The organism is Pseudomonas akapageensis (assembly GCF_011355085.1).
Lineage (GTDB): Bacteria > Pseudomonadota > Gammaproteobacteria > Pseudomonadales > Pseudomonadaceae > Aquipseudomonas > Aquipseudomonas akapageensis.
On record NZ_VXCP01000054.1, the window covers coordinates 1 to 18,515 of the forward strand.

10 protein-coding genes are annotated in these 18,515 nt (G+C 63.1%); 5 read left to right on the forward strand and 5 right to left on the reverse strand.

Going from position 1 to position 18,515, the window contains the following annotated elements; translation table 11 throughout:
• Positions 1–343: 343 nt before the first annotated feature.
• The 3 genes from preA to hydA all read right to left on the reverse strand — a co-directional run bounded on the left by preA (position 344) and on the right by hydA (position 4,591).
• Positions 344–1,618 carry an NAD-dependent dihydropyrimidine dehydrogenase subunit PreA gene (preA, locus tag F2S13_RS26495; RefSeq protein WP_166366495.1) on the reverse strand — a complete coding sequence of 425 codons (1,275 nt, stop codon included), beginning with the start codon at positions 1,616–1,618 and terminating at the stop codon, positions 344–346.
• A complete protein-coding gene (locus F2S13_RS26500) occupies positions 1,619–2,986 on the reverse strand; it encodes an NAD(P)-dependent oxidoreductase (RefSeq protein WP_166366497.1) in 1,368 nt (455 codons plus the stop codon). It lies immediately after the preceding gene.
• Between the two features lie 165 nt (positions 2,987–3,151).
• Entirely contained in the window at positions 3,152–4,591 is a 1,440-nt protein-coding gene (hydA, locus tag F2S13_RS26505; protein ID WP_166366499.1) for a dihydropyrimidinase, read from the reverse strand.
• A gap of 363 nt (positions 4,592–4,954) precedes the next feature.
• Here hydA and F2S13_RS26510 point away from each other — a divergent pair, with 363 nt between their 5' ends.
• Positions 4,955–6,451, forward strand: coding sequence for an NCS1 family nucleobase:cation symporter-1 (locus F2S13_RS26510; RefSeq protein WP_166366501.1), 1,497 nt, complete (start codon positions 4,955–4,957; stop codon positions 6,449–6,451).
• A 14-nt stretch (positions 6,452–6,465) separates the two neighbouring features.
• Entirely contained in the window at positions 6,466–7,749 is a 1,284-nt protein-coding gene (locus F2S13_RS26515; RefSeq protein ID WP_166366503.1) for a Zn-dependent hydrolase, read from the forward strand.
• A 187-nt stretch (positions 7,750–7,936) separates the two neighbouring features.
• Here the strand turns inward: F2S13_RS26515 and F2S13_RS26520 are convergent, their stop codons facing one another.
• Positions 7,937–9,124 (reverse strand): type II secretion system F family protein, encoded by a 1,188-nt coding sequence (locus F2S13_RS26520; protein ID WP_166366505.1) that lies wholly within the window; start codon positions 9,122–9,124, stop codon positions 7,937–7,939.
• 17 nt (positions 9,125–9,141) lie between these two features.
• Entirely contained in the window at positions 9,142–9,573 is a 432-nt protein-coding gene (gene gspG, locus F2S13_RS26525) for a type II secretion system major pseudopilin GspG (RefSeq protein ID WP_166366507.1), read from the reverse strand.
• A gap of 209 nt (positions 9,574–9,782) precedes the next feature.
• On the opposite strand from gspG, the gene F2S13_RS26530 reads away from it, so the two are divergent.
• The 3 genes from F2S13_RS26530 (at position 9,783) to F2S13_RS26540 (ending at position 18,509) form a co-directional block, all read left to right on the forward strand.
• Complete coding sequence (locus F2S13_RS26530; protein ID WP_166366509.1) at positions 9,783–10,388, forward strand: lytic transglycosylase domain-containing protein; 606 nt, start codon at positions 9,783–9,785, stop codon at positions 10,386–10,388.
• 249 nt (positions 10,389–10,637) lie between these two features.
• Positions 10,638–16,424, forward strand: coding sequence for a manganese-oxidizing multicopper oxidase MnxG (gene mnxG / locus F2S13_RS26535; RefSeq protein ID WP_281354592.1), 5,787 nt, complete (start codon positions 10,638–10,640; stop codon positions 16,422–16,424).
• Positions 16,425–16,571: 147 nt separating this feature from the next.
• Positions 16,572–18,509, forward strand: a complete 1,938-nt coding sequence (locus F2S13_RS26540) for a YncE family protein (protein ID WP_166366587.1) — start codon at positions 16,572–16,574, stop codon at positions 18,507–18,509.
• Positions 18,510–18,515 lie beyond the last annotated feature (6 nt).

Consider the following 18,515-nt stretch of genomic DNA (forward strand, 5'->3'; position numbering starts at 1 on the left):
TCGCTTTTGACTGACTCGAGTTCATCGGCCTCTATCTGATAGGTGACTAGCTCAACTTTGGCGACATCCACGCCCGTAATTGATCGCGCCACTCGCGTTGCCATTGCCGACTCTCCACGTTAAGGTTTTGCTGCTTGAAGGGGTTTCACCAAGAGGCGCTGGCTTGCTTCTATCGTCGCTTGCAAACGATGCATTCTTTATCGGCGCTTTGGTGGAAGGGGTGGGGCGATGTCTCCCACGGTCTGTACTGCTGCGAACAGTCAGAATCTGGCATTTAGTCCCACCACCCCTTCAAGTCTTACCATACAAGCTGGCTTGCCAGCGATGAGGCCGGTGAGGTTAATCAAGCCCTCACAGCATACGGATTGCGCGGATCATGCTCCCAATCCAGAAACCCCTTGCCATTGTCCTGCACCACCATCTCGATGCAGTCCTGCACCGGGCAGGTGATCTGGCACAGGTTGCAACCCACGCACTCGGCGTCGATGACTTCGTAGCGATGGCTGCCGTCGGCTTGCTTCAGGCTGGCGATGGCCTGGTGTGCGGTGTCTTCGCAGGCGATATGGCAACGACCGCAACCGATACAGGCCTGCTGGTCGATTTTTGCGATGACCTGATAGTTGATGTCCAGATACTTCCAGTCGGTGGTGTTGCCCACCGCCCGCCCGGAGAAGTCCTGCAGGCTTTTGTAGCCCTGACTGTCCATCCAGCGCGAGAGGCCGTCCTTCATCTCCTCGACGATGCGAAAGCCGTTGAGCATCGCGGCAGTGCAGACCTGCACCGAGCCACAGCCCAGGGCGATGAACTCGGCGGCATCGCGCCAGCTGCCAATGCCGCCGATACCGCTGATGGGCAGGCCGCGGGTCTCGGGATCGCGGGCGATTTCGGCGACCATGTTCAGTGCGATCGGTTTGACCGCCGGGCCGCAGTAGCCACCATGGGTGCTCTGGTTGCCGACGATGGGCAGGGCGACCATGCGCTCCAGGTCCACGCTGGTGATGGAGTTGATGGTGTTGATCAACGACACCGCATCGGCGCCGCCGCGATGGGCAGCGCGTGCCGATTGGCGGATATCGGTGATGTTGGGCGTGAGCTTGACGATCACCGGCAGCGAGCAGTGGGTCTTGCACCAGCGGGTCACGCGCTCCACATACTCGGGTACCTGGCCGACAGCCGAGCCCATGCCGCGCTCGGACATGCCGTGGGGGCAGCCGAAGTTCAGTTCTATGCCGTCGGCACCGGTGGCCTCCACCAGCGGCAGGATGGCCTTCCAGGCCTCTTCCACGCAGGGCACCATCAACGAGACGACCAGGGCCCGATCGGGCCAGTCCTTCTTCACCTGGGTGATTTCACGCAGGTTGATTTCCAGGGAACGGTCAGTGATCAGCTCGATATTGTTCATGCCCATGACTTCGCGGTTGACCCCGTAGTGGGCCGAATAGCGCGATGACACATTGACCGCAGCCGGATCTTCGCCAAGGGTTTTCCAGACCACGCCGCCCCAGCCTGCCTCGAAGGCGCGCACCACGTTATAGGCCTTGTCGGTCGGGGGGGCGGAGGCCAGCCAGAATGGGTTGGGCGCCTTGATGCCAGCGAATTGTATCGATAGATCGGCCATTTATGCGGCCTCCACGTTGAGCATCAGTTGGGCATGGATGGCTTCGGCCGCCAGTTTGCCGTGTTGCACGGCCTGGACGGTGAGGTCCTGGCCCAGGGCGGTGCAGTCACCACCGGCATAGACTCCGGCGATGCTGGTCTGCAGCTGCCCGTCGACCTGGATGCGTTCGCCATCGCGCTGGAGTTCGCGGGCCATCGGGTCGTCCAGTGCGCTGTCGTCGAAGGCCTGGCCGATGGCCTTGAAAATCGCATCGGCCGCCAGTTCGAAGGTTTCGCCCGTGGCGCACAGGCGGCCGTTTACCAGGTGGGTGCGTTCAAAGCGCATACCGCGCACCCGACCTTGATCGTCGAGCAATACCTGCTGCGGCTGCGCCCAGGTCATCAGGCGGACCTGAGCGGCCTTGGCGATGTCCTGTTCATGCAAGGTGGCGCCCATGTCCTCGTGGCCACGGCGGTACACCAGATTGACGTCACGGGCGCCCAGGCGGGCCATCTGCACCGCCATGTCGATGGCCGTGTTGCCGGCCCCCAGGACGATGCAGCGGTCGGCCAGCGGCAGTTTCGTCAGGTCGTCGGCCTGGCGCAGTTCGCGGATAAACTGCGTGGCGGCGAGCATGCCGGGCGCTGTCTCGTCGGCCATGCCCAACTGCCGGCTGGCCGCAAGGCCGAGCCCGAGGAACACCGCGTCGAACTGCTGGCGCAGCTCGGTGAGGGTCAGGTCAACGCCCAGGGTACGGCCATGGCGGATTTCGATGCCGCCGATCTGCAGCAGGAAATCCACCTCGCGCTGGGCGAAATCATCCACCAGTTTGTATTTGGCAATCCCGTATTCATTAAGCCCGCCGGCTTTCTCGCAGCGTTCGAAAATCACTACGTCGTGACCGTGCAGCGCCAGTCGATGGGCACAGGACAAACCCGCCGGGCCCGCGCCGACCACGGCGACCCGCTTGCCGGTCGCGGCAGCGCGCTGGAACGGGTGAGCGTCGAAGTTGGCATTGTCCAGGGCATAGCGTTGCAGCTGTCCGATCAGCACCGGCGCACATTCCTGATGATGGTTGCGCACGCAGGCCTGTTGGCAGAGCACTTCGGTAGGGCAGACCCTGGCGCAACTGCCACCCAGGATATTGGCCGAGAGAATGGTCTGGGCAGCGCCCTGGATGTTTTCCTGATGGATGTTGCGGATGAAGGAGGGGATGTCGATCTCGCTGGGGCACGCATTGACGCAGGGCGCGTCGTAGCAATACAGGCAACGCGAGCTTTCCAGCCTGGCCTGACGGTCATTGAGCGGTGGCGCCAGGTCACTGAAGTTGTCCGCCAGGGTGGCCGCATTGTCACGAGGATGCGGCAGGTGGTTCAGGGATTCGATCATGCAAATGACCTCATATGTCTGGTGGATCTCCGTAGCCGCTGCCGCATGGCTCGGTGCGCCGTTGCGACGCTCGCGCGCGGAGCGGGCGCAAGGTTTCAAGATCGCCGGGGGAGCCCCTGCGGGACTCCAGCGCAGCCTGCGGCAGCGGCTACATTGGCGGCGACCTTAGCGTTCCACAGGAGTCGGACGCTGCAATGCGGCGCGCTTTTGCAGCAGATCGAACACGCCCGGGTAGGCCGGCCGCTCGATGTATCGCCCCACGCCGCGTTCGGCGCGCAGGTCGCCGTTGGCCCAGACCAGGCGACCCTGGCTGATGGTGTGGCTGGGGATGCCGCGCACCGTCTTGCCTTCGAAAATATTGAAGTCGACCTGCTGGTGGTGCGTCGCCGCCGAGATGGTGCGGGTGCCTTCAGGGTCCCAGAGCACCAGATCGGCATCGGCACCGACGCGGATCGCGCCCTTGCGTGGGAACAGGTTGAAAATCTTCGCGGCGTTGGTCGAGGTCAGGGCGACGAAGTCGTGCATCGACAATTTGCCGCTGTTGACGCCTTCATCCCAGAGCACGGCCATGCGGTCCTCGATGCCGGCCGTGCCATTGGGGATCTTGCTGAAATCATCGCGCCCGGCTGCTTTCTGCTCGGCGCAGAAACAGCAGTGATCGGTGGCGGTGGTGTGCAGGTTGCCGGACTGCAGGCCCTGCCAGAGGGCTTCCTGATGCCCGAGAGGGCGGAAGGGAGGGCTCATGACGTAACCGGCTGCGGTTTGCCAGTCGGGGTGGCGATAGACGCTGTCATCGAGCAGCAGGTGCCCGGCCAGTACCTCGCCGTAGACCGGCTGGCCCTTGGCCCGGGCGTATTTGATTTCGTCGAGGGCCTCGCGGGTCGACACATGCACCAGGTACAGCGGTGTGCCGAGGGTTTCGGCAATGCGGATGGCGCGGCTGGCGGCTTCGCCTTCCACTTGCGAGGGGCGCGACAAAGGGTGGGCTTCGGGGCCGGTCAGGCCCTGGGCAAGCAGTTTGCGTTGCAGGTGATAGACCAGTTCGCCGTTTTCGGCATGCACCGTGGGCACCGCCCCCAATTCCAGGCAGCGTTCGAAGCTGGCGACCAGGGTGTCGTCGGCGGCCATGATTGCATTCTTGTAGGCCATGAAGTGCTTGAAGCTGTTCACCCCATGTTGGTTGACCAGTTCGGCCATCTCCTGGTGCACCTGTTCGCTCCACCAGGTGATGGCGACGTGAAAGCCGTAGTCGGCGGCGGATTTTTCAGCCCAGCCACGCCATTGGTGAAAGGCCTCGAGCAGCGATTGCTGCGGGTTGGGAATGACGAAGTCGATGATCGAGGTGGTTCCGCCGGCGAGCCCTGCGGCGGTACCGCTGAAGAAGTCTTCGCTGGCCACCGTGCCCATGAAAGGCAGTTGCATGTGGGTATGCGGGTCGATGCCCCCCGGCATCAGGTACTGGCCGCTGCCATCGAGCACCTCGCAGCCTGCCGGGATGTCGAAGTTTTCACCGATGGCCTGGATCAGGCCGCCGCCACAGAGTACATCCGCGCGATAGTGTTCTTCGTGAGTGACCACGGTGGCACCACGGATCAACAGCGTCATACCGAGTTCCTCGCAGGCTTGACCGGTTCGAGCCGGTACTGGTTTTTATGCAGGGCAGTGCGGCGCGGATTCAATTCCTGCCAGTACTGTCAAGATTTGAATCTAGTTGCTGATTTTCGATTGAGCAAGATTATTTGCATAAGCTTATAACTTGCTTAACGTATTGAAATATAAGCAATAAATTGAAATTATCGGCTTATGGCTGACCGCCAGCCCGCTTGACCACCTTGACAGGAAGCAGAAATGGTCAAGATTCCACATTAGAAATCAGCGGCTTGAATCCCGTCCCTGTGCCGGTCGTCCAGAGAAGTGGAGTGGGTCAGCCGCTGTTCAGCGGACAGACAGAGAAGCACGGGAGCGGCCATGACAAAGACCCATTCGCAAGTGACGGAGCACCACGGCCTGTACGAACTCGAGGCCGGCAGCGATGTGCTCGAAAGCCCCCGCTACAACCACGACATCGCCCCGACCAGGGTACGCGAGCGAACCTGGAACAAATGGCATATCACCGCACTGTGGGTCGGCATGTCGATCTGCGTGCCGACCTATACCCTGGGCGGTGTGCTCACGGCGTACTTCGGCCTGACGGTCGGCGAGGCGCTGCTGGCGATCCTGCTGGCCAATATCGTGGTGCTGATCCCCTTGACCCTCAACGCCTTTGCCGGGACCAAGTACGGCATCCCGTTTCCTGTCCTGCTGCGCTCTTCGTTCGGGGTCATCGGCTCCAACGTACCGTGCATGATCCGGGCCCTGGTCGCCTGTGGCTGGTTCGGAATCCAGACGATGTTCGGCGGGTTGGCCATTCACCTGTTCCTGGGCTCGCTGTCGGCGGACTGGAAAGCCCTGGGCGGCGCCGGCGAAGTCGTCGGCTTCATGCTGTTCTGGGGCTTGAACCTGCTGGTGGTGCTGCGCGGCGCCGAATCGATCAAATGGCTGGAAACCCTGTCAGCGCCCTTGCTGTTGCTGGTAGGTGCCGGCCTGCTGGTGTGGGCGCTGCCCAATGTCTCCCTGACCGAATTGATGGCGCAACCGGCCAAGCGCCCGGAAGGCGCGAGCGTGTACGGTTACTTCTTCGCCGGGTTGACCGCCATGGTGGGTTTCTGGGCAACCCTGTCGCTGAATATCCCGGACTTCAGCCGCTATGCCAAAAGCCAGAAAGACCAGATTGTCGGGCAAGTCATCGGCCTGCCGCTGACCATGTTCCTGTTCGCGGCGCTGGGTGTGGTGATGACCGCCGCCTCGCCCTCCCTGGTCGGCGAAACCGTCTCCGATCCGGTCAACCTGATCGGTCACATCCAGAGCCCGGTCTGGGTGGCGCTGGCCATGTTCCTGATCATCATCGCCACCCTGTCGACCAACACGGCGGCGAACATCGTCTCGCCCACCAACGACTTCCAGAATATCGCCCCCAGGCTGATCGACCGGACCACCGCCGTGATGCTGACCGGCTTCGTGGGCCTGGCGCTGATGGCCCATGAACTGCTCAAGAAGCTCGGCCTGCTGGTCTCGGACCTCAGCCTGGAGTCGATCTATTCGAACTGGCTGCTGGGCTATTCGAGCCTGCTGGGGCCGATCGCCGGGATCATGGTGGTGGACTATTTCCTGGTCCGCCGGCAAACCCTGGACCTGGCCGGCCTGTACCGCGACGATGTCTATCCGGCCTGGAACTGGTTCGGCTTCATCGCTTTCGCCATTCCGGTGGCGCTGACCATTCTGTCGCTCGGCAGTTCGGCCTTCAGCTGGTTTTATGACTTCGGCTGGTTCACCGGATCCGCATTGGGTGGCCTGATCTATTACGGTTTGAACATCCTGGGTGGTGCCCAGGCGGCCCGCGTGGCCAAACCTTCTTCCAACCTCTGACAGCGGAGATCGCCATGAGCGCAGCGCAAGACATACTGCAATCCACCCAAAGGCATATCGACGGCGATCGCCTGTGGACGTCGTTGATGGACCTGGCCCGGCTCGGTGCCACGGCCAAGGGTGGTGTTTGCCGGCTGGCCCTGACCGACCTGGACCGCCAGGCCCGCGACCTGTTCGTGCAATGGGCCGAGGCGGCGGGGTGCAGCGTCAGCATCGATGCGGTGGGCAACATTTTTGCCCGGCGCGCCGGAAGTAACCCGCAACTGCCGCCGGTCATGACCGGCAGTCATATCGATACCCAGCCCACCGGCGGCAAGTTCGACGGCTGCTTCGGCGTGCTGGCGGGCCTGGAAGTGCTGCGAACGCTCAATGACCTGAAGATCGAAACCCAGGCGCCGCTGGAAGTGGTGGTCTGGACCAATGAGGAAGGCTCGCGCTTCCCGCCCTGCATGATGGGGTCCGGGGTATACGCCGAGAAGTTCACCCTGGAAGAAACCCTGGCCAAGACCGATGCCGAGGGCATCACCGTGGGCCAGGCCCTCAATGCCATTGGCTACGCCGGTGAACGTGCGGTCAGCGGGCACGCGGTGGGGGCGTATTTCGAAGCGCATATCGAACAGGGCCCGATCCTCGAAGATCAGCACAAGACCATAGGCGTGGTGCTCGGTGCCCTGGGGCAGAAGTGGTTCGACCTGACCTTGCGCGGTGTCGAGGCCCATGCCGGGCCGACGCCCATGCACCTGCGCCGGGATGCCCTGGTGGGCGCCAGCGCCGTGGTCGCTGCGGTGAACCGGGTGGCGCTTGCGCATCAACCCCATGCCTGCGGCACCGTGGGCTGCCTGCAGGCCTATCCGGGCTCGCGCAACGTGATCCCGGGGGAGGTCAGGATGACCCTGGACTTCCGGCACCTGGAGCCTGCGCGTCTGGACTCGATGATCGATCAGGTACGCCAGGTCATCGACAGCACTTGCCAGCAGCATGGCCTGAGCTTCGAACTCAAACCGACCGCCGATTTCCCACCGTTGTACTTCGACAAGGGCTGTGTCGATGCCGTGCGCGATGCGGCGCAAGGCCTGGGCCTGTCGCACATGGACATCGTCAGCGGTGCAGGGCATGACGCGATTTTTCTGGCTGAACTGGGGCCGGCAGGGATGATCTTCGTGCCGTGCGAAGGGGGCATCAGCCATAACGAAATCGAGAATGCCGATCCAGCGGATCTGGCGGCGGGGTGTGCGGTCTTGTTGCGGGCGATGCTGGCGGCTTCAGAGGCGGTTGCCAACGGTCAGTTGGCGGCTTGAGGGCCTCATCGCGGGCAAGTCGAGTCGTCGCACCGCCGCTCCTACAGTGGCCGGTGTGGCCACCCCCCTTCCTCGTTCCCACGCTCCGCGTGGGAATGCATCCTGCGACGCTCTGCGTCGGGTTTGTGCAGGTCGACGCGGAGCGTCTGGCGCGGCATTCCCACGCAGAGCGTGGGAACGAGAGCGGTTAGCGAATACTGGATGCCAACTCAAAGATCGGAATATACATCAAGATCACGATCACCCCGATCAACAACCCGATAAACGTCATCAGCAACGGCTCGAACAAGCGCACGAACCACTCCAGCCAACGGCTCATCTCCTCGTCATAAAAATCCGCAGTGCGCTCCATCATCTGCCCCAGATTGCCGGACTGTTCACCGGCGCGCAGCAGACGTAGCGAAACCGGCGTCGACAGTTTGTTCTCCTCCAGCGCACTGGATAACGAATGGCCCTCGCGGATGCGCTCGCTGGCCTTGTCCAGGCGACATCTCGACTCCACGTTGAGCAAACCACGAACCATCCCCATGGCCGTCAGGATCGGGATGCCGCCCTGCAGCAGAATGCCCAGCGAACGATAGAAACGCGCCAGTTCATACATGAACAAGCGTTGGTGCACCGCCGGTACCCGCTCGACCAGGCGATTGAGGAAGCGGCGAAAACTCGCCTGGCGCATGAGCACCGCAAACCCGGCCACGAGCGCGAACATGCCACCGAACAATTCGCCCTGATGGGCATGCAGGAACAGCCCGGCGTGCATCAGGATGCGTGACAGCCAGGGCAGGTTGGAGCCCAGCCCTTCGAACACCAGGCTGAAACGCGGGACCACATAGCCCATCAGGAACAACACCACGCCGCCGCCGACGATCAACAGCAACATGGGGTAGATCGAGGCGCTGACAATCTTCTGCCGGACTTCATCCATGCGCTGGCGATAACTCACGTAGCGGCCCAGGGCCTCGCCGACCGCGCCGGTCTTTTCACTGGACTGCACCAGCGCCACATACAGCGGTGGGAACACCTGCGGGTTTTGCGCCAGGGCCTGGGAGAAGGACTTGCCTTCGTACAGCAAACGCACCAGCTCACTCAGGGTCTTGCGCGCCTGGGGCGCCGTTTCTTTTTCGGCCAGGCTTTCCAGGGCATCGATCAGGGGCAGGCCGGCATTGAGCAGGGTGGTCAATTCCTGGCTGAACAACACCAGGGCGAAGGTTTCGCCGCGGCTCCAGCGCAGGCTGGGCATGCGCTGCATGCTGCGCAGGCTCAATACGCGCAGCCCCTGGTCCTCGGCCTGTTGCCTCGCTTCGGCGGGCCCGCTTGCTTCGATCATCAGTGACACCACGGCGTTTTTGCCGACTGCCTTGAGCTGATAACGCATGGCTTTACCCTCGCTGATTACCAGTTGGTGATTTCGGCGTTCTCACCTTCGCCGCCTTGCTGCCCGTCCTTGCCCATCGACAGCAGGTCGTAGTCACCGTGCTCGCCGGGCGAGTGATAGATGTAGTTGCGGCCCCAGGGATCTTGCGGAACGGCTTTCTGCAAGTACGGCCCGGCCCAGCGGGTTTCATCGGTGGGCGCAGTGGTCAGCGCGGCAAGACCCTGCTCCGAAGACGGGTAGTGGCCGATTTCCAGGCGGTAGAGATCCAGGGCCTTGGACAGGCCTTCGATCTGCGCCCGGGCAACCTTGGCTTCCGATTTGCCCAGTTGAGTGAAGTACTTGGGGGCGACGAGACCGGCCAACAGGCCCAGTACCACCAGCACCACCAGAAGCTCGAGCAGGGTAAAGCCTTGCTGACGGTGCAAGGCACGGCGTTGATTGATCGACATGAGGACCTCCCAAAGGCCAGGACGGCTTCGATGTGCCGTTTGCGCAGGGGCAGATGCAAATGTCGTGCTCGTGTTCAGGATATGGCCGCAAAGCCCCGTCCGGCGGGGCTTTGCGGTTTCGGCACAGTGCTTGCGTGCGAGCAGGAACTCGCACCGAAACTGGGGAATTGTCCCCACTTTCCGGGCGGTTTGGGCAGGGAGGTAGGAGCATGCGAATGCTGACGTTGTATGTCCTGGCCTGGCTGGTGCTTCCGAGCGCTGCACAGGCCGATATCTATCTGACGAAGAAGGCCGATGGCAGTTATGTGGTTTCCAACATACACCGCCCCGGTCGCCACTACACGCGGGTCATCCCGGAGCCGGCCAGCTCCGGCACGCCGGTTGGCCTGTCGGCCGCCACGGCAGAACGACCCTATGCCGAGATGGTCGCAGCGGCGGCCACGGCCAACGAACTGCCGGCCGCGTTGCTCCATGCGGTCATCCAGGCCGAGTCGAGCTACAACCCCAAGGCGCGCTCGGAAACAGGCGCGGCAGGCCTGATGCAGCTGATGCCTGACACCGCCCGGGAGCTGGGCGTACGCAACGTGCTAGACCCTGCGTCCAACATCCAGGGTGGCGCACGCTATCTGAAACGCCTGATGGTGATGTTCGACAACGACATGGCCCTGGCCCTGGCAGCCTACAACGCCGGCCCCGGAGCAGTCTTGAGCCGTGGTGGGGTCATCCCGCCGTTCAGTGAAACCCAGCGCTATGTACCCAACGTCCTGCGCACCTACCGTGCCTTGCAGGGCCTGGACCCGGATGAACCGCTTTGAAGGTTTGCCCCGTTTTTGGGGGGGCCATCAATGGCACATCGCCAGCCCCCCGATAAATGGGGATTGGTGGGTAAAACCCCAATCCAACTTCGAGTAGTGTCTTCTAACTAATTGAATTTAAACAAAAAAATATGTGGCACGAGCCTTGCTCCAAAGGTTGTATGGACCCCAGCGCCGGCGCAATGACTACGGAGAATTGTCATCATGAACAGCCAACGCCAACCCAGTCGCCTGAAAAGTCTTGGCCTGATGGCAGTCGCCATGCTGGGCGCAGAGACATTCGACGAGGCCGAGGCTGCCGCGCGCTGCGAGCGTAACCTGGTGGCCAATGTCGTCGCGCTCGACCAGCCGTTGATGTTCAACCGCCTCGGTGCGCAGAATGCCAACGGCATGATCTTCGCCCTGCGTCGCGATGTGGTCGATGAAAACAATGTCTCCCTGGTCCAGGGCGGCGCGGCCGTCCCCGGCAAGGTCTCGCTGCGGCCGGACAAGCGCCCGCGGCCCATGGTGCTGCGGGTGGCTGCCGGCGATTGCCTGACCATCAACCTGCAAAACCTGTTGGCGTACCAGGCCAACCCCAACAAGCATGGGGAGATTGAGGAGGGTGAAGAGGGCGGCGAAGTTGAAGGCGCAGAAGAAGCCGAAGACTTTGTCACCGACGACCAGGTCAACACCCGCCATGTCGGTCTGCAAATAAACGGCATGCAACCGGTCAGTACCATCGAGGACCTGGCCGCCAACACCGGGCGCAACGGCAACTTCCTGCTGGCCCCGGGTGCCAGCCGCTCGTATACGATCTTTGCCGAACGCGAGGGGGCCTTTGCTGCCAGCAGCCTGGGGGCCACGTTCGGCGGCGAGGGCACTTCGGGCAACATGGCCAACGGACTGTTTGCCCAGGTGGTTGTCGTGCCCAAGGGTGGGCGCACCTATCGCAACGCGGTCACCGAAGAAGAGATGCGCCTGGCCAGCACCGGCCGCACGCCCGCAGGGCAACCGATCATCGACTACCAGGCCCGCTACCCGCAACGCGAGCCCTGGATTCGTGAAGGCAAGGCTGGCACACCGATCCTGAACATGGTCGACGGCAGTGAGATCATCGCCAGCGACACCGATGCGATCGTCATGGGGTCCAATCCCGACGGCAGCTTTCCCCCTGCGACCTATCCGCTAGAGAGCATTGGCAAACGCAACCCGGCCTTGCCCAACCGGCTCGAGCCGTTCCGCGATTTTGCTGCCGTATTCAACGATGAGTCGGCCGTGACCCAGGCGTTCCCCGGTTATTGGGCGGACCCGGTCATGGGCCATGTGCTGGAACCGGCGCGTGATGGCTTCATGATCAACTACGGCTCCGGCGGCATGGGCGCCGAGATCGTCGCCAATCGCCTTGGCGTGGGTCCGATGCACGACTGCCTGTCATGCGCCTATGAAGAGTTCTTCCTCAGCGCGCATACCGTGGGCGATGTCGCCATGCTGGTGGATGTGCCGGCCAACGTCGGTCTGGAGGGTATCCGGCCCGGCCAGGTGCCGCCGGCCAGCGAAACCGGGATCAAGGCCAGCATGGCGCTGTTCCCGGCCGAACCTTCGAACGTCAACCACAGCTACATTGGTGACTTCGTCAAGTTCCGCAACACCCACCAGGGCAAGGAACAACACATTTTCCACCTGCACGGCCACCAATGGCTGTTCAACCCCAACGACGACAATTCCGACTATGTCGATGCCCAGGGGATAGGACCGGGCTCGGGCTACACCTATGAAATCGCCAACGGCGGTTCGGGCAATCGCAACCGGGTAGCGGGCGATGCCATCTATCACTGCCACTTCTATCCGCACTTCGCCCAGGGCATGTGGAGCATGTGGCGGGTCCATGATGTGTTTGAAGAAGGCACGCGCCTGGAGGTTTCCCAGCAAGGCCAGGACGGCTATCACAGCACGCCGTTCGCCTTGCGCAGCGGCAAGCCGGCGGCTGGCGCCCGGGCCTTGCCCGATGGCGAGATCGTTGCCGGTACACCGATTCCGGCCGTGGTGCCCCTGCCTGGCAAAGCCATGCCGCCGATGCCTGGCAAGGTGGCGGTGGTGCCCAAGCTCGGTGAGCGCCTGATTGCCGCCAATGACGATGACGACGATGAGGAGGGCGAGCATGGCGGCAGCGGCGGATCGTCGGTTATCGGCTCGGTGGCCCTGGTCGACCGCAGCAATGCCAACCGCAACGCCGACGGCACCCTGAAAAACCCGGGCTACCCCTTCTGGATCGGCGGTATTGAAAGCACCGTGGGCCAACGACCACCGACCCCACCCCTGGACATGCTCGACCCGGCCAAGGCCCAACAACTGCGCGACAGCGGCAAGGCCTTGTGGGCGGCGCTCGATCCTGGCCAAGTCAATGGCTGGGATGGCGGCCTGCCGCGGCACGCACTGGACGGTGTGGCAGCAGGGGGCGAAGCCGATTCGGTGACCAGCGCCCTGGACTTCTCCAAACGCATCACCCGGGCCAAAGCGGTCTATATCCCCGAGGAGGGCAACGATGTCGAGCAGTCGGCCATGGCCTTCCACGCCAAACGCGACCACCCGAGCTATGCCGTGCTGCCGGGCAACATCGTCAAGCCGGGAAATTTCCGCACCAATGGTTCGACCCCGGTGGCCGGTGCGCCGTTCTTCGAACCCTGCATGGACGACCGGCAGAAACGCCTGACATCCAGTGCCGGCGTTGGCGAATTCAACAGCGGCGAGCGCGCCGACGGCCTGACCTTTACCGGCTCCTCACCATTCAGCGCCGATCATCCGCGCATCTATAGAGGCGCCAACATTCAGTTCGACGCTGTGTTCAACAAGGTCGGCTATCACTTCCCGCAGCAACGGATGATCTCGCTCTGGGACGACGCCTGGGCCGTGATCAACAAGCAGCGGCCGCCTGAGCCGCTGGTCATGCGCATGAACACCTTCGACTGCGTGATGTACCAGCACACCAACCTGATTCCCGCTTACTACGAGCTGGACGACTTCCAGGTGCGTACGCCGACCGACGTGATCGGTCAGCACATTCACTTGCCCAAGTGGGACCTGACCGCCGCCGACGGTTCTTCCAACGGCTGGAACTACGAAGACGGCATCCTGTCGCCGGCCACGGTGGTCGAGCGTATCCACGCCATTCGCGATTTCAACGGTTGTCAGCAGCCTGACTCGCGCGATGGCACCAGCACCTGCCCGGTGGCGAAAAAACATCCGTACTTCGGCCAGTACGGCCGGGCCGACTGGGTAGGTGCGCGGACGGCCATGCAGCGCTGGTTCGTCGACCCCGTGGTGAACACTCGGGGTGTCGATCGGGGCCTGGGCACCATCTTCACCCACGATCACCTCGGCCCATCGACTCACCAGCAGCTGGGGCTCTATGCGACCGTGCTGGCCGAGCCTGCCGGCTCGACCTGGTTCCATGCCGAGACCGGCGAGCCTCTGGGCACGCGCCAGGACGGCGGGCCGACATCATGGCAGGCGGTGGTGTCCACCGGTGACATGGACGGCGATGGTCGCAACGACAGTTTCCGCGAGTTCTTCCTGGAATACAGCGACTTCCAGCATGCCTATGAAGCCGGCGTCTATGTCGGTGCCGGCCCCAATGGCGTACCCGATGCCGGGGCGTTCCCGGCGACCGCCGACAGTTTCCGCTACGCGATCAACCCACCGGTGCGCGGCTCTGCGGACAACCTGCTTGAATCGGTGACGGAGCTGGTGGGCGGCGAGGCGCCGGGTTGCCCGAACCGGCCTTGTCCGCAAGCCATGTCGGTCGATGACCCGGGCATGTTCGTGGTCAACTACCGCAACGAGCCGCTGGGGTTGCGCATCTACGACCCCAACCGCATCGCCCCGGACGGCAAGCCCGGCATGCAGGCGAGCGGCCCGGCCGGCGACCTTGGCTTTGCCCTGCAATCCCGTACCGACCGCGCCATCGCCGCGATGAGCCTGGCGCCGAGTAAAATCACCGCGGCCACCGGTCCCACTGGCGGTACCACGCTGTTCCCGCCGCACATCAACCGTGGCGGCGATGAGCCAGGCGACCCGTTCACGCCCATGCTGCGCACCTACTCGGGTGACAACGTACGCCTGCGGGTGCATGCCGGTGGCTATGAAGAAGCGCACAACGTGACCCTGCACGGGGTCAAATGGCTGCAGAGCGGCAGTGGCTTCGGCAGCAGCACCAACTCCGGTTGGCGCGCCTCGCAAATGATCGGCATTTCCGAGCAGATGGGCTTCTTGGCGCCCGTTGCAATGGCCTCGAGTTCGGCAGCGGCCACGGGTGACTACCTGTATTCGATGGACGCTGCCATGGAGGGTTACTGGAGTGGTATCTGGGGGGTGATGCGCAACTACACCGCCAGTCGCAACGACCTGTTCGCGCTGCCAAGCAATCCCAAGCCGATGGCCGCGCGCAATACCGTGGCCTTCGACGGGATCTGCCCGCGCTACAGCGCCAATCCCAATGGCATCGGCACCCGGCCGACACCACAGCGCAGCTTTGAAGTGGTCGCGGCGCTGGCCAACGATATCCTGAGCAATCCGCTGGGGCTGACCATCGGCGATCCGGAAGGCGTCGGACAGCATGTGGGCGCGCCCTTGAACCCGGCCGGCGGCACCCTGGTGTACAACCCAAGGCCTGTCAGCATTCCCCAGGCCACTGTGTTCGAGCCCGAAGAAGGCGTGACCATCACCCTCGGCGGTCAGTCCGGCCCGCTGCACGACCCGACCGCCATTCTCTATGTGCGCAAGGCCGATCTGGACCCGGTCACCGGCAAGCTCAAGCCAGGCGTGCCGATCGAGCCGCTGATGCTGCGCGCGGTCGCGGGGGACTGCATCAGCGTCACTTTGGAAAATCGCCTGCCGGTGGAGATGCCGGACCTGGTCAATACCTCGATCATGCAGGGCACGGTCAAGCGCGATCGCAACGGCGCCAAGGGCTCGACCACCTTCAACAACAACCTGATGCGTCCGTCCAACCAGGTCGGTCTGCACGCCCAGTTGCTGGCGTATGACATCACCAAGGCCGACGGCGTCAACGTCGGGATCAACCCGGTGCAGACCGTGCCGCCGCGCTACGGCAACAGTGGCGCTTACCCGAGCAAGACCTTCCAGTACTACGCCGGGCACCTGGAGCGTGAAGGCAAGCCGGTTTCGCAACTGGGGCGCAACGTCGACAACATCAACGCCACCGCGATCGAGTTCGGCGGGCTGAACCTGCTGCCGGCCGACGTGATCAAGCAGGCGCAAAAAGGCCTGGCCGGTGGCATGAGCATCCTGCCGGTCGGCTCCACCTGGACCGAAGATGCCCGCAGCCGTGCACAGGCGACCGTGCAGGCACCGAACCAGACGGCCTACCGCGACTTCCAGCTGCTCTGGCAAAAAGGCTTGAACCTGCGTTGGGCCAACGGGCGGCCGGTGGAAAGCATCGCGTCTGGCGGGGGCGGTATTCCGGAAGATCCGGAAGACAACTCGGGCATGGCATTCAACTACAAGACCGAGCCCATGTGGTACCGCTTCGGCCTGGCACCCGATGCACCCTTTGGCCATGCCGGGGGGCATGGCTGGGCGGATGTCGACAACGCGCACATGGCCTACAGCAATGCCCTGGTCGGTGGCGACCCGGTGACCCCGGTCCTGCGGGTCAAGCCCGGACAGCCTTTCCGTACCCACGTGCTGATGTCCGCCGGCAGTGCGCGCAGTTCGACCTTCCAGCTCGACGGGCACCTCTGGCCGCTGCATTCAGTGCAAAGCGAGAAGACCGACAGCAGTGGCTTCCCGATGAGTTCACCGGGGATCGGCTCGGTGCGCTTCGGTTTCAACCCGATGGCCATGTACAGCGGCGCCCAGGAGAGCGTACTGCCAGCCGGACACTTCAGTTTCATGATGCCCAGTGCCGGCGGAGCCAATGCGGTCCCCGGTGATTATCTGTTGCGTGACTATGCTGGATTTGGTAACGCCGGCGGCCTGTGGGGACTGTTGCGTGTGACAAACGAACCGGAGCCACCTGTAGCGCCGTCACCTTGAGGACTGTCAGCGGCACATGAGCAGCGGGCGCGATGGCAAGCGCTCGCTGCGCACAAAAAACAAGACCGTCACCGTGTCGTACCGGTGAGCCAGGAGGGATACGCAGTGAACGCCACAATTGTCAAAGGATCCTTTGTAGCGCTGCTAATGGGCCTGTTCCTGGCCGCGCTGTTGTACTGGTATGAGGGGCAGTGTGACGACGTTCTTCCGTTGATTGGCAGTCCGCATGAACATCAGTTGCTGGTGCGCGACGGCGTCTCGATCGAGTTCGAGGCCGTTCCGCTTGCTGGCAAGATTTTGACCGAAGGGACTTTCGCCGATATCCGCTTTCGTGTGACTGATACCGCTACCGGCCAGCCGCTCTCGGGCATATCCCCCGGTGCCTGGCTCGACAAGGCCCAGGCCGGCGAACTTGCCTCGGAGCGCTCCAGAAGCTGCAAGGCCCGGGTAGGCCTTTACCTCAAGAGCAGCATCGGCTCACGCCCCTTGCTCGACCTCAACAGCTACTACCTGGTGGTACTGAACAAGGACCCCAGCCTGACAGTGATCGACCCGTCGGTTTCGGTCGGTGGGGTCACCAGCACCATGGCTCGCATCACCCTCAAGCAAGCACCGATGGACTGGGTGGCCAGCGCCGATGACAAGCGGATATTCGTGTCGATGCCGACAGCCGGGGAAGTGGCGGTTATCGATGCGGAGAAATTCCAGGTGCTGACCAACCTGATGGCGGGCACCGCGCCGGTCAGGGTCGCACTGCAGCCGGATGAACGTCTGTTGTGGGTCGGCAACAACGTTCGCGACGAAGCCAAAAGCGGCGTGACCGTTATCGATGCCCAATCACTCAATACCCTCAAGTTTCTGCCCACGGGCGTGGGTCACCACGAAATCGTCTTCAGCAAGGACTCGCGCTACGCCTTCGTCAGCAACCGGGAAAGTGGCACCCTCAGCGTGATCGACGTGGCGACACTGGAGGTGCTGAAACAGCTGCGCACAGGTTCCAGCCCGCTGTCGGTGGCCTACTCGCCATTGTCCGAGGCGGTCTATGTGGCCGACGGCAAGGACGGCACCATCACGGTCGTCGACGCCGCTACCCTGCAAGTGCGCAAAGTCATCAAGGACAAGCAGGGCCTGGGGCCGATGCGCTTCAGTTCGGATGGGCGCTTCGGCATCGTGCTCAACACCGTGGAAAGCCGCGCGCAGGTCATCGATGCGGCCAGTGACGAGGTGATTCACAGCCTGGACGTTTCACCCGAACCCTTTCAACTGACCTTCACCAAAGCGTACGCCTATATCCGCGGCCTGGCCTCGCCACGGGTGACCATGATCAACCTGTCCACTCTGGGCAAGGGCCGCGAACCGATCATCCAGGGTTTCGAGGCCGGCCCGGCGGCGCCGAAACTGGCTGGCGACTTGCCGCTGGCTCCGGGGTTGAGCCCGTCACGCGATGACAACTCGGTGTTCGTGGTCAACCCGGTCGACAACACCACCTACTTTTACGCCGAGGGCATGAACGCCCCCATGTCCGGTTACCCCAACCGCGGACACACCGCCCGTGCCGCCATGGTCATCGACCGCAGCCTGCGCGAAGTGTCACCCGGGGTGTACAGCTCACGGGTGAAATTGCCGGCGGCCGGGCGCTTCGATGTGGCGTTTCTGCTCAACCAACCGCAGATCGTGCATTGCTTCGCCACTGAAGTCGAGGTCAATCCCGCCCTGGAAAAAGCCCTGGCCACACCGCGCCTGGAGTTCCTCATGGACAAGGTTGCCGCGCCCCTGGGCAGCCCCTTCAAGGTGCGCCTGCGCGTAGTCGAAGGGCGCAACGGTCACCCGCGCAAGGGTCTCAAGGATTTGCACCTGCGCTATTACCTGGCGCCGTCCTCACGGCCCCAGGAAGTGCTGACCCAGGAGGTCGCCGACGGCATCTACGAAGCTGCGCTGGAGTTGCCTGAAGTGGGCGCGTATTACCTGCATGCCCGCTCGGCCACCCTGGGCAGCGCGTTCGATCAGCAGACCTACACCAGCCTGCGCGTCCTGCCGGGTAACCCGCTGACGTCCCCGGTGCCGCAAGTGACCCAGAAGCCCTAAGGAGCA